The organism is Rhizobium skierniewicense, assembly GCF_014196515.1.
In the GTDB taxonomy this organism is placed as follows: Bacteria; Pseudomonadota; Alphaproteobacteria; order Rhizobiales; family Rhizobiaceae; genus Agrobacterium; species Agrobacterium skierniewicense.
On sequence record NZ_JACIDV010000017.1, the window covers coordinates 66,375 to 78,486 of the forward strand.

Annotated in this window: 11 protein-coding genes and 1 tRNA gene; 7 read left to right on the plus strand and 5 right to left on the minus strand. The window is 57.9% G+C overall.

What is annotated here, in order from left to right; translation table 11 throughout:
- The first annotated feature begins 6 nt into the window (after positions 1-6).
- Positions 7-1,809: a single-stranded-DNA-specific exonuclease RecJ gene (gene recJ, locus GGQ73_RS21080; RefSeq protein ID WP_183897726.1), complete on the plus strand. Its 1,803-nt coding sequence runs from the start codon at positions 7-9 to the stop codon at positions 1,807-1,809.
- A 72-nt stretch (positions 1,810-1,881) separates the two neighbouring features.
- Here the strand turns inward: recJ and GGQ73_RS21085 are convergent.
- From GGQ73_RS21085 to GGQ73_RS21100, 4 genes are all read right to left on the minus strand, one after another.
- Positions 1,882-1,956 (minus strand) — tRNA-Glu (locus GGQ73_RS21085).
- Between the two features lie 409 nt (positions 1,957-2,365).
- Positions 2,366-2,569, minus strand: a complete 204-nt coding sequence (locus GGQ73_RS21090; RefSeq protein ID WP_174152761.1) for a DUF3126 family protein — start codon at positions 2,567-2,569, stop codon at positions 2,366-2,368.
- A gap of 118 nt (positions 2,570-2,687) precedes the next feature.
- Positions 2,688-3,512: a serine O-acetyltransferase gene (gene cysE, locus GGQ73_RS21095; RefSeq protein ID WP_174152762.1), complete on the minus strand. Its 825-nt coding sequence runs from the start codon at positions 3,510-3,512 to the stop codon at positions 2,688-2,690.
- Positions 3,513-3,651: 139 nt separating this feature from the next.
- Positions 3,652-4,434, minus strand: a complete 783-nt coding sequence (locus GGQ73_RS21100) for an alpha/beta fold hydrolase (protein WP_183897718.1) — start codon at positions 4,432-4,434, stop codon at positions 3,652-3,654.
- 153 nt (positions 4,435-4,587) lie between these two features.
- Between GGQ73_RS21100 and GGQ73_RS21105 the strand changes: the two genes are divergently transcribed.
- Both GGQ73_RS21105 and GGQ73_RS21110 read left to right on the plus strand, forming a co-directional pair.
- The gene (locus tag GGQ73_RS21105) at positions 4,588-4,833 is read left to right on the plus strand and encodes a zinc-finger domain-containing protein (RefSeq protein ID WP_045230645.1); all 246 of its coding nucleotides are present in this window, start codon (positions 4,588-4,590) and stop codon (positions 4,831-4,833) included.
- A 24-nt stretch (positions 4,834-4,857) separates the two neighbouring features.
- Entirely contained in the window at positions 4,858-6,027 is a 1,170-nt protein-coding gene (locus tag GGQ73_RS21110; protein ID WP_183897719.1) for an FAD-dependent monooxygenase, read from the plus strand.
- Here the strand turns inward: GGQ73_RS21110 and GGQ73_RS21115 are convergent.
- Entirely contained in the window at positions 6,024-7,211 is a 1,188-nt protein-coding gene (locus GGQ73_RS21115) for a cystathionine beta-lyase (protein ID WP_183897720.1), read from the minus strand. The two genes, GGQ73_RS21110 and GGQ73_RS21115, sit on opposite strands and share 4 nt — an antisense overlap.
- 434 nt (positions 7,212-7,645) lie before the next feature.
- Here GGQ73_RS21115 and GGQ73_RS21120 point away from each other — a divergent pair, with 434 nt between their 5' ends.
- From GGQ73_RS21120 to GGQ73_RS21135, 4 genes are all read left to right on the plus strand, one after another.
- Complete coding sequence (locus tag GGQ73_RS21120) at positions 7,646-8,668, plus strand: amino acid ABC transporter substrate-binding protein (protein WP_183897721.1); 1,023 nt, start codon at positions 7,646-7,648, stop codon at positions 8,666-8,668.
- A 99-nt stretch (positions 8,669-8,767) separates the two neighbouring features.
- Positions 8,768-9,964 carry an amino acid ABC transporter permease gene (locus GGQ73_RS21125; RefSeq protein WP_183897722.1) on the plus strand — a complete coding sequence of 399 codons (1,197 nt, stop codon included), beginning with the start codon at positions 8,768-8,770 and terminating at the stop codon, positions 9,962-9,964.
- Positions 9,965-9,966: 2 nt separating this feature from the next.
- Positions 9,967-11,124, plus strand: a complete 1,158-nt coding sequence (locus GGQ73_RS21130; RefSeq protein ID WP_183897723.1) for an amino acid ABC transporter permease — start codon at positions 9,967-9,969, stop codon at positions 11,122-11,124.
- 11 nt (positions 11,125-11,135) lie between these two features.
- Positions 11,136-11,909, plus strand: a complete 774-nt coding sequence (locus tag GGQ73_RS21135; RefSeq protein WP_174153258.1) for an amino acid ABC transporter ATP-binding protein — start codon at positions 11,136-11,138, stop codon at positions 11,907-11,909.
- Positions 11,910-12,112: the final 203 nt, after the last annotated feature.

A 12,112-nucleotide genomic window follows, 5' to 3' on the forward strand; every position in this document is an offset into this window, starting at 1 on the left:
ATGGCGATGAATGAAGCGGTCGATACTGTGCCGAGAGCCTTTCTCGGCGTGGATCGGTCGGCAACGGAGCAGAAGTGGATGTCGCGGCTGGATCAGGCCGGGCAGAACCGCGCCCTGGCCATGTCGCAGGTTCATGGCATTCCTGAACTGGTGGCCCGTGTTCTTGCAGGCCGTGGTGTTGGTGTGGATGATGCGCTCGCGTTCCTCGACCCCACCATCCGCTCGCTGATGCCAGATCCGTTGACGCTGACGGATTGCGGGAAGGCATCGGAACGTATTGCTGACGCCATCAAGCGTAACGAGAAGGTCGCGATCTTCGGCGACTACGACGTCGATGGTGCTTCCTCCTCGGCGCTGATGTATCGTTTCCTGCACCATTTCGGGCTGGAGCCGGAAATCTATATTCCGGACCGTATTTTCGAAGGTTACGGCCCCAACCCCGCGGCGATGCAGCAACTGGCCGCCAATGGCGCAACGCTCATCATCACCGTCGATTGCGGCTCTACCAGCCACGAATCGCTGGCGGCGGCACGAGACGCCAAAACCGATGTCGTCGTCATCGACCATCACCAGGTTGGCACGGAACTTCCGATAGCTGTTGCGCTGGTCAATCCGAACCGGGAGGATGATCTGTCGGGGCAGGGGCATCTTTGCGCCGCAGGTGTCGTGTTTCTCGTGCTGGTCGCCACGCTACGGGTCCTGAAGGACCAACGCGACAGCCGGGCCTACACGCTCGACCTGCTCGCACTCCTCGACATTGTCGCATTGGCAACCGTCTGCGATGTCGTGCCGCTCAAGGGGCTGAATCGAGCCTACGTGGTCAAGGGGCTGATCGCAGCCCGTCATATGAACAATGTGGGGCTGGCCGCCCTGTTCAAGAAGGCCGGTCTCGGCGGACCGGTAACGCCCTATCATTTCGGCTTCCTCGTCGGCCCGCGTATCAACGCCGGTGGACGTATCGGCGACGCCGCTCTCGGCAGTCGTCTTCTGACGCTGGATGATGCGTCCCAAGCCGAGGTCATCGCCGAGAGACTGGATGAGTTGAACCGCGAACGACAGGCCATGGAAGCTGTCATGTTGGCCGAAGCGGAAGCTGAGGCTCTGTATGAATATGGTGATGGCACCGGCGCTGGCGTCATCGTCACGGCGCGCGAAAACTGGCACCCCGGGATCGTCGGTCTTCTCGCGTCACGTCTCAAGGATCGCTTCCGTCGTCCGGCCTTTGCCATCGCTTTTGATTCGCAGGGCAAGGGGTCGGGATCCGGCCGTTCGATCAACGGTTTCGATATGGGACGAATGGTGCGCAATGCCGTGGATGCAGGCCTGCTGGTCAAAGGTGGCGGGCACGCCATGGCAGCCGGGTTGACCGTGGAGCGCGCCAATCTCGGTCGTCTGCGAACCTTCTTTGAGGAAGCTGCCCAGAAAACGGTTTTTCAGCTGGTGGAAAACAGCGTGCTCAAAATCGACGGCGCAATCGGCGCGTCCGGGGCAACGATTTCGCTTGTGGAACAGATGGAGCAGGCTGGCCCCTACGGGTCTGGCCATTCGCAACCCATCTTTGCGGTGCCGGCCCACCGCCTGCGCGATGTTCGCATCGTCGGCACCTCACACGTCAAGATCACGCTGGAGGCTATGGATGGCTCGCGGCTGGATGGTATCGCTTTCCGCGCCGCCGATGCACCCTTGGGACAGATGCTCATGAATGCCCGCGGCCGTCAGATCCATGTGGCGGGTACCTTGGGAGCGGATCAATGGCAGGGTCAGAAGCGGGTTCAGCTCCGCGTGCTGGACGCAGCCATCGCGCCATAGTGCCAATGGGTGGAGATAGGCTCACGCGTCCGTTCAACAAAGGCCTGTAGCACACTGATATATTGGGGAGAGTGGTACGCCCTAGGGGAGTCGAACCCCTCTTTTCAGAATGAAAATCTGACGTCCTAACCGATAGACGAAGGGCGCATACCTTGTGTGGCGCCCTTATAGTCAGGCACCTTCAGGTCCGCAAGCACCTAATTCCATTTTTCTGCGTTTCTCAGGTATTTTTTCTGGTGCGGTGTCGGGGGTGTAAATAGCGCCGGCCCAGGTGGCCAATCCAACCTATCAAGCGAATTTCAAACGTACTTTTTTCGCGAGATGACATATGCGCTTGATGCTTCGGGAGGGGGAAGCGTGGAGTTTAGGACGGGATCAGGGGGCGTCCCGTTTGTCCTAAACCCCACGCTTCATCGGGGGACGCTGGATAAACGGATCACCTCGGAACTGGTTCCGAAGGCTTTTAGAAAAATGACAAAAGGTATTCTTCAAACAAAACCGCCTGCGGACATGTGTCGCAGGCGGTCTTTCAAACTGGGGTTTCGCTGGTCTGTGATTACAGATCGACGTCCAGAATGGCCATGGAGAAATTGTAGGAACGGTCGCCGTCTTCATCATCGATATAGACGACACCCAGAAATTCTTCGCCGGCATAGACTTCCGCCGAATCGTCCTTGCGGGGGCGGGCCTTGACGACCAACGTTTCGTTGAAGGTGCGCTTGAAATAGGCGTCGAGCTTTTTGATTTCCTCGGCTTTCACCAGTCTTCTCCTGTACGGTTCACGTTGCGCAGCTTTTGGCATGGCTTGAAGGCGAAAGTAAAGTCAAAGAGGCAAATGGTTCGGCGGCAGGCAGGCGACCGCAGCCGGTCTTCACACCTCAGATATCGGCGCCGATGATCTGGTCCATGATCCGCGAAGGTTCGTTACATCCGCCGTCTCCCACCACGCGCGCTGGCACGCCAGCGACCGTCGCATTCGGTGGTACGGGTTTCAGCACGACTGAGCCTGCGGCGATCCTGGAGCAACTGCCGATCTCGATGTTGCCGAGGATTTTCGCACCAGCGCCGATCAACACACCGCTGCGGATTTTCGGATGGCGGTCAGCGCCCTCCTTGCCGGTACCACCCAGGGTGACGCCGTGAAGAATGGAGACGTTATCGCCGACGATGGCGGTTTCACCGACGACGAGACCGGTCGCATGGTCGAGGAACAAACCCTTTCCAAGGCGCGCTGCCGGGTTGATATCCGTCTGGAAAACGCTCGATGAACGGCTTTGAAGATAGAGCGCAAAGTCGCGCCGCCCCTTGTTCCATAGCCAGTGGGCGAGGCGGTGGGTCTGGATAGCCTGAAAACCCTTGAAATACAGCACGGGTTCGATGAAGCGTGTGCAGGCGGGGTCACGATCATACACCGCTTGAATGTCGACGCGCAGAATGGATCCCCATTCCGGCCAGTCCTCAAGCATTTCCTCAAAGGTCTGGCGAAGAAGGACCGCCTGCATATCCGGGTGGTCGAGAAGTTCGCAAATGCGGTAGGCAACGCAGGCTTCGAGCGAATGGTGGTTGAGGATGGTGGTGTAGAAAAAGGCAGACAGCAGCGGGTCTTGCGATGCCGCTGCACGGGCCTCATTCTGCAGACTTCCCCAGATGGGATCCACAACGGAAAGCTGATCCTGCTGGCGTGCCTCGGTGCGTGCGACCATAACGGGCCTCCCTCGAATTCGTACCGTTCTTATACAGAAAAAACTGTCGCCTAGAAATGGTGATTTAACAACGCGGTTAAAGACGCGACAGGATCAGTTTTTCTGACAGCATTTTGGAAAATGATTCTTCCGAGTTTCGCTAGGCATCCATCTCTCGGTAAAACTCCAGAACGGCTGCCTTGAACACCCGGTCACCCACCGCCAACATGTGGTCACGGCCGGGAATGTCGATGGCCCTGGCACGTGGCATCAACTGCGCCAGTTCTTCGCCAGAACCTGCAATATCGTCTTTGGTGCCCACCGCGATCAGTGTCGGGATATCGATTTTTGCGGCCTCTTCACGCGTTACCAGGACACGGGAGGTTTCGATGCAGGCAGCAAGGGCGATACGGTCGCTTTTGGTCTGGTCCGCAAAAGTGCGGAACATACGGCCACGCTCGTGGGTGACGACATCCAGCGAGGGCGCGCGAAGGGCGTCTGCAATGGGGTCCCAATCGCCCACACCGTCCACCATGCCGATACCAAGGCCGCCGAACACCAGCGAGCGGACCCGCTCGGGATGGGCCATGGCGACGAAGGCGGAGATGCGCGCACCCATGGAATACCCCATGATATGGGCCTGCGGTATGCCGAGGTGGTCGAGCAGGCCAATCGCGTCGTCAGCCATGACGGCCGGATAATAGGCGTCCGCATCGTGCGGTTTGTCGCTGGTGCCATGGCCTCGATTGTCTATCGCGATCACGCGATAACCGGCGTCGCCCAGTGTCTTTACCCAGCCGGGATGTACCCAGTTGACAGCTGCACTCGAGGCGAAGCCATGGATCAGAAGGACCGGCTTTCCCGTGGGGTCACCATCATCGAAATAGGAGAGTTGCAGACCGTTACGGACAAAGGAGGAATAGTTTGGCACGTTGAGATTCATAAAGGGCATCCTTTTTGGGGGCAGCATATGTCAGGAAATCGCAGTGTTGAACATATTCTGCGATGATTTCTGTGGAGGTTCAGCGTATTTGACGCTACATATCCGCCAAACGTGAGCTTTCGCTCACTCGTGAAATTGCAGTTGGAGACGACCATGGCCGGGCATACCATTCCTCACTTCCAGAACGATGGCGGACACGCCGTGATCGAAATCGGCGTCAAGGAATTCATGTGCACCGGCGCGTCCGTGCCGTTCGATCATCCCCATATCTTCATCGATATGGGCGACGATAACGAAAAGGTCTGTTCCTACTGTTCGACGCTGTATCGCTACAACCCGTCGGTCAAGGCAACCCAGACCAACCCTCCCGGCTGCGTCTTCCACGTCAACGCAGCGTAAAATCCTGCCAGACCGGGGCTGTCCATGCCCGTAAAATCCGTCGCGATCATCGGTGCCGGTATTGCCGGTCTGACCGCAGCCCTGTCGTTTGCCCGGCAGGGCGTTCGTTGCGATATCATCGAACGTGCGTCGCGGCTGGAAGAGGTCGGGGCAGGCCTTCAGATATCGCCCAATGCCGCCCGCATTCTCGCTGAACTCAGCGTGTTGCCGCAAATCGAGCAAAGCTGGATCGAGCCTGAGACGGTCGATCTGACCTCCGGCCTTTCGCTGAAACGTTTGGTTTCGCTGCCCATGCGGCAGGTGGCGCGAACCCGCTGGAATGCACCCTATGGCGTCCTGCACCGGGCGACGCTGCAACGGGCGCTTCTTGCCACGGTTCAGCAACATCCGCTCTGCACACTCCACCTCGGCATAGAGTTGCAGGACGTTAGCAAGAGCGAAATCGCGGCGAAGATTTTCCGGGAACCCGACCTGATGATCGGTGCCGACGGCGTCTGGTCCCGCACGCGAAATGCCGTGCAGGCAAGCCCGGTCGCAACATTCTCCGGCAATGTTGCCTGGCGCTTCACGGTGGAGAAAGGTGATGCGCCGGCCTTTCTCAAAAGCCGGTCGGTAACGGCGTTTCTTGGTCCGTCGGCGCATCTGGTTGCCTATCCGCTCGCCGAGACGGGTGGCTTCAATGTGGTGGCCATTGCTGCCGGTACCAATCCGGGCGCCACATGGGAAGCGCCAGCGCAGGACAAGCAGCAGATGCTGTTGATGAAGCAGTTCGACCGCTGGAACAGCGCATTCGTGCCGATGTTCGACAGAGTTTCCAAGCCGACATTCTGGCCGCTGTTTCAGGCAGGGAAAGGCGATTGGCACAATGGCGCTGATACGGTGCTGATCGGCGATGCCGCCCACGCCATGATGCCGTTTGCCGCACAGGGTGCGGCGATGGCGATTGAAGATGCCTTCGAACTCGCCACGTTTGTGAACCGCGACGTGAGTTTGCCGGACGCTCTGTCGCAGTTCCAGGCACATCGCATTCCGCGCATCGACAAGGCGCGTAAACGGGCGGCGCTGAACAGGTTTGCCTATCACGCAGCCGGTCCGTTGCGGCTGGGCCGTGATATGCTGTTGTCGATGAGGCCGCCAGACGCGTTTCTGGCGGATTTCGACTGGCTGTATGGTTACAGGGCAGAGGGGCTTTAAGCCGCTGCCGCCGCCGCAAATCCGGCTTCCAGATCGCGCTTGATGTCGGCCACGTCCTCAAGGCCGATTTGCAGGCGGATCACGGGGCCTTCCGTCGGCCCATGGGCGATCGTGCGGTCTCGCAGCGAAACCGGAACAGCCAGCGATTCGTAGCCCCCCCAGGAAAAGCCGAGGCCGAAGATGGAGAGCGCATCCAGGAAGGCATGAGATTTTTCGGTGAAGCGACCTTCGTCTGCTTTCAGGACGAAGGAAAACACGCCGCTTGCACCCTTGAAATCCCGTTTCCACAACGCGTGGGTTGGAAAGCTTGGCAAGGCGGGGTGCAGAACACGCGCAACGTCGCTGCGGCTTTCGAGCCATTGCGCGATCTTCAGCGCACTCTTGCCGTGATGCTCCAGACGAATGCCCATCGTGCGCAGGCCGCGCAGCACCTGGTAGGCGTCGTCAGAGGTAACGCAGAGACCGATATCGGTGTTGGCGTCGTAGAGCTTTTTCCAGTGCTTTTCATTGGATGATACGAAGCCCATCAGGACATCCGAATGCCCGGCCGGATATTTCGTGGCCGCGTGAATGGAGACATCCACTCCATGTTCCAGTGGCTTGAAATAAAGCGGCGTCGCCCAGGTGTTGTCCATGGTCACAACGCAATCGTGCCGATGGGCGATGCCCGACATCAGCGCCACGTCCTGCATTTCGAATGTGTTGGACCCAGGCGCTTCAAGATGGAGCAGGCGGGTGTTGGGGCGGATCAACGCTTCGATGCCTGCGCCAATGGCGGGATCGTAATATTCGACCTCGACGCCAAACTGCTTGAGCATCTTGTTGCAAAAGCGACGGGTCGGATAGTAGACGGAATCGACGATCAGCGCGTGGTCGCCCGCCGACAGATAGGCCATGAATGGAATGGTGACGGCGGCGAGGCCCGACGGAAGAAGGATCGTACCCGCCGAGCCCTCCAGCACATTGATCATGTTGCACAGCGCATCCGTTGTCGGTGTACCATGGGTGCCATAGGTGTATGTCTGATCTTCCGAAACGAGCGTTTTTGCATCGGGGAAAAGCACGGTTGAGCCGCGCACGATTGGCGGGTTGACGAAGCCGTGGTAATCGCCCGGATCGTTGCCCAGATGAGCAAGCCGCGTGTTGGTGCCAGCCGCACCTAAAAACCCGTCTCTGTCTTTCATGCTTCCATATCTTTCGTTTTATTGAGGGCTGAAAATGGTCTTCAAACAGCGCTGCGGTCAAGACTTCGTCATCTCAAATAATTTGCAATCAGCTTTTGGCGGTAGGAGAGCAACAATAGCGCCCGGGATGCGCTCAGACCCGCACGTTCCGGACGGATTGTGGCAATACACTGAAAAATTCAGTCTACCTGCCTGACAGGATGAGCAGTTTTTAGCCTTTTTTCGCATAATAAATAGACATATGCCCATTAAAACGACGACTTTTGAAAAATTCCGTTTTTTGGACACAATTCTTGCGGGCGAGACTTGACCGTGACGGCAATTGCGATTGTGATAGAAGCGCGCACCGGGAGGTGAGGCGGGGAGCTGGTCCGTAACGTGACGAGATGCGGCGACTTCTTTAAACGACGAATAAGAAACAAAGGTTGGGAAAAATGAAAAAGGCACTTCTGACAGCCGCCATTGGCGCAGCGATTTTAGGAGCTGCATCGGCTGCATCTGCCGCCACGCTCGCAGACGTCAAGGCAAAGGGTTTCGTCACATGCGGCGTGAGCTCCGGTATTCCAGGCTTCTCGAACCCTGACGACAAGGGTGAATGGTCGGGTATCGACGTTGATTACTGCCGCGGTATCGCAGCTGCTGTCTTCGGCGACCCGTCCAAGTCCAAGTATGTCGCGCTGTCCTCCAAAGACCGTTTCCCTGCGCTTCAGTCCGGCGAAGTCGACGTTCTGACACGTAACACCACATGGACCGTCAGCCGCGACACCTCGCTCGGCTTCAACTTCCGCACCGTCAACTACTATGACGGCCAGGGCTTCATCGTGAAGAAGAGCCTCAACGTGAAATCGGCTCTCGAGCTGTCCGGCGCGGCCGTCTGCGTTCAGCAGGGCACGACGACCGAGCTCAACCTTGCCGACTACTTCAAGATCAACAACCTTCAGTACAACCCGGTCGTGTTCGAAAAGGAATCCGATGCGACATCCGCTTACGATAGCGGCCGTTGCGACGTCTACACCACCGACCAGTCGGGCCTCTATGCCATCCGCCTGAAGATGAAGGCGCCGGACGAGAACGTCGTTCTGCCGGAAGTCATCTCCAAGGAGCCGCTTGGACCTGCCGTTCGCCAGGGTGACGACCAGTGGTTCGACATCGTCAGCTGGGTTCACTACGCGATGGTCAACGCCGAAGAACTGGGCGTGACTTCCAAGAACGTGGATGAGCAGAAGAACGCAAACAACCCTGACCTGAAGCGTATGCTCGGCACGGAAGAGGGCACCAAGATCGGTACCGATCTCGGCCTGACCAACGAGTGGGCATACAACATCATCAAGATGGTCGGTAACTACGGCGAAGTCTTCGATCGCAACGTCGGTGCCGGTTCGCCGCTCAAGATCGAACGCGGCCAGAACGCATTGTGGACAAAGGGCGGCCTGCAGTACGCGCCTCCAATCCGTTAATCGTCAAGACGGCCAGCTTTATGCGGGAGGCGGGGCCAACGCTCTGCCTCCTTAATCATACAAGAAGCTCGCAAAGAGCACATAGAGGGAAAGGTGCCGATGGCAGGCAAAGCGCTCCACCCGGAGTCGTCCAGCTCAAAAAGCGCGACATCCATCATCAATGATCCGCGTATGCGCGGGATATTCTATCAAGTTGTCACCCTGATCATTCTGGCATTTTTCGTCTGGATCATCACAAGCAACACCATTCATAATCTTCAACGCTCCAATATTTCATCGGGCTTCGGTTTTCTCAACGGCAGAGCCGGCTTCGACATCGGCCAGACGCTGATCGATTACAACAACGACAACACATTCGGTCGCGCGTTCCTTGTCGGATTGATGAACACGTTGCAGGTGGCCATTCTCGGCATCATCACGGCCTCGATCATCGGTTTCATCGTCGGTATCGCCCGACTGTCGAAAAACTGGCTGATCTCGAAGCTGGCGCAGGCCTATGTCGAAATCTTCCGCAACCTGCCGCCGCTGCTCGTGATCTTCTTCTGGTACAAGGGTGTCATCACCATCCTGCCGCAGGCGCGCGACTCGGTTGAGATGCCGCTCGGAACCTTCCTCAACAATCGTGGCTTCTTCTATCCGCGTCAGATTTGGGGCGAGGGCGCTTGGATGATCCCGGTTGCCTTCCTCGCTGGCGTCGTCATCACCTACTTCGTCTATCGCTGGGCCAAGGCTCGGCAGATGCGAACCGGTCAGCCCTTCCGCACGGGCATATTCGGTACAGCCATCATCATCGGCCTGCCGCTGGTGACGTTCCTGGCGATTGGCGCGCCGCTGACGTTCGACTATCCGATTGCCGGTCGCTTCAACCTGACTGGTGGCGCGGTTGTCGCGCCTGAGTTCCTGTCGCTCTATCTGGCCCTTTCGTTCTACACGGCCTCCTTCATTGCCGAAATCGTCCGCGGTGGTATCAAGGCCGTGGCGAAGGGACAGACGGAAGCAGCCAGTGCGCTCGGCATGCGAGGCAACAACATCACACGTCTCATCGTCGTGCCGCAGGCCATGCGCATCATCATTCCGCCGCTGACGAGCCAGTATCTCAACCTCACCAAGAATTCATCGCTGGCTGTTGCCGTCGGCTTTTCGGATCTCGTGGCGGTTGGCGGTACCATCCTCAACCAGACAGGGCAGGCCGTCGAGGTCGTGGCCATCTGGCTTGCGGTTTACCTGACATTGTCGCTCACGACCGCGCTGATCATGAACTGGTTCAACGCGAAAATGGCGCTGGTGGAGAGATGACCATGACAACCAAACAGATCTCCTATGTCCGGGCCGACATGGTGCCGCAGGCACCCGCTCCTTCCAGCCAGGTCGGAATTTCGCACTGGCTGCGCACCAAGCTGTTCGCCACACCCAAGGACGCCATCTTCACGGTGCTGGCAATCGCATTCCTGGCCTACATCATACCACCGCTGGTGCAATGGCTGTTCATACATGCCGCATGGACCGGTACGGACCGCACCGCCTGCCTGACGGCCAGCCAGGGGGGCGCTCTGCCCGACGGGCAGTCCGGCGCATGCTGGGCCTTCGTGAATGCGAAGTTCGAACAGTTCATGTTCGGGCGTTACCCGCTTGCCGAACGCTGGCGCCCGCTTCTGGTTCTGGTCGCCTTCGTCGTGCTGCTCGTTCCGATGCTGATCCCCAAGGCGCCACAGAAGTCGTTGAACGCACTTTTGCTGTTCATCGTGCTGCCGTTCATATCCTTCTTCCTGCTGGTCGGCGGTTATTTCGGCCTGCCACGGGTTGAGACGCAGCTCTGGGGCGGGCTGATGGTGACGCTGATCCTGTCGTTCTTCGGGATCACCGTGTCTCTGCCACTTGGCATTTTGCTCGCGCTCGGGCGTCGTTCAACGATGCCGGTTATCAAGACGCTGTGCACAATCTTCATCGAAGTCATCAGAGGCATTCCGCTGATCACAGTGCTGTTCTTCGCCAGCATCATGTTGCCGCTGTTCCTGCCCGATGGCTGGACCTTCGACAAGTTCCTGCGTGCTCTCGTTGGTGTGTCGCTGTTTGCCTCCGCCTATATGGCCGAGGTCATTCGTGGTGGCCTGCAGGCCATTCCAAAGGGGCAGTACGAGGGTGCCGATTCGCTTGGCTTGAACTACTGGCAGAAGACCCGGCTTATCATTCTGCCGCAGGCGCTCAAGCTCGTCATCCCCGGTATCGTCAACACCTTTATCGGGCTGTTCAAGGATACCTCGCTCGTGTCGATCATCGGCATGTTCGACCTTCTCGGCATCGTCAATCTTAATCAGTCGGATGCGAACTGGGCGACACCTGTCACGCCTGTGACCGGTTACATCTTCGCTGGCTTCATCTTCTGGATATTCTGCTTCGGCATGTCGCGCTACTCGCTGTTCATGGAGCGGCACCTCGACACCGGACATAAAAAGTAAGGGAAAACATCATGGCAGAAAATCAAGCAAAGACGCTGGCTGTTTCAACGACCGACACTGCAATCGAAATCGTCGGCATGAACAAGTGGTACGGCGATTTTCACGTGTTGCGCGATATCAACCTCAAAGTCATGAAGGGTGAGCGTATCGTCGTTGCGGGTCCTTCGGGATCGGGAAAATCGACAATGATCCGCTGCATCAACCGTCTTGAAGAACATCAGTCGGGCAGCATTCACGTCGATGGCATCGAACTGACCAACGACCTGAAGAAGATCGATGAAGTGCGCCGGGAAGTCGGCATGGTGTTCCAGCACTTCAACCTCTTCCCGCACCTGACCATTCTGGAAAACTGCACGCTGGCACCAATCTGGGTTCGCAAGACACCCAAGAAGGAAGCCGAGGAAATCGCGATGCATTACCTGAAGCGCGTCAAGATTCCCGAGCAGGCCAACAAGTATCCCGGCCAGTTGTCCGGCGGCCAGCAACAGCGCGTGGCGATTGCCCGCTCGCTGTGCATGAAGCCCAAGATCATGCTGTTCGATGAGCCGACGTCGGCGCTCGACCCTGAAATGGTCAAGGAAGTTCTGGATACGATGGTTGGCCTTGCCGAAGACGGTATGACCATGATCTGCGTGACCCATGAAATGGGCTTCGCGCGTCAGGTCGCCAATCGCGTCATCTTCATGGACCAGGGCCAGATCGTCGAGCAGAACTCGCCGGCCGAATTCTTCGACAATCCGCAGCACGAGCGCACCAAGCTGTTCCTCAGCCAGATTCTGCACTAGCAGTTGGCTGGTGTGCCGGGCAGAAAAGCGCGGCTGCAAGGCGCAAGATTCCAAAAACCCGCCGGTGTTATCGGCGGGTCAGACTGCTGACAAACCCCTGGTCACATCGGGGGGTTATGATTCATTGGGACATGTTGAAGAAACCTGCTCCCGAACAGACGGCTCTCGAGATGGTAACGCTCGACAGCCTGGTCCCGAAGGAT

Bases quoted from the DNA above. Each gene is read 5' to 3' on its own strand.
- recJ (WP_183897726.1), top strand. From the start codon at position 7: ATGAATGAAGCGGTCGATACTGTGCCGAGAGCCTTTCTCGGCGTGGAT.
- cysE (WP_174152762.1), bottom strand. From the start codon at position 3,512: ATGGTCGCACGCACCGAGGCACGCCAGCAGGATCAGCTTTCCGTTGTG.
- GGQ73_RS21100 (WP_183897718.1), bottom strand. From the start codon at position 4,434: ATGAATCTCAACGTGCCAAACTATTCCTCCTTTGTCCGTAACGGTCTG.
- GGQ73_RS21105 (WP_045230645.1), top strand. From the start codon at position 4,588: ATGGCCGGGCATACCATTCCTCACTTCCAGAACGATGGCGGACACGCC.
- GGQ73_RS21110 (WP_183897719.1), top strand. From the start codon at position 4,858: ATGCCCGTAAAATCCGTCGCGATCATCGGTGCCGGTATTGCCGGTCTG.
- GGQ73_RS21115 (WP_183897720.1), bottom strand. From the start codon at position 7,211: ATGAAAGACAGAGACGGGTTTTTAGGTGCGGCTGGCACCAACACGCGG.
- GGQ73_RS21120 (WP_183897721.1), top strand. From the start codon at position 7,646: ATGAAAAAGGCACTTCTGACAGCCGCCATTGGCGCAGCGATTTTAGGA.
- GGQ73_RS21125 (WP_183897722.1), top strand. From the start codon at position 8,768: ATGGCAGGCAAAGCGCTCCACCCGGAGTCGTCCAGCTCAAAAAGCGCG.
- GGQ73_RS21130 (WP_183897723.1), top strand. From the start codon at position 9,967: ATGACAACCAAACAGATCTCCTATGTCCGGGCCGACATGGTGCCGCAG.
- GGQ73_RS21135 (WP_174153258.1), top strand. From the start codon at position 11,136: ATGGCAGAAAATCAAGCAAAGACGCTGGCTGTTTCAACGACCGACACT.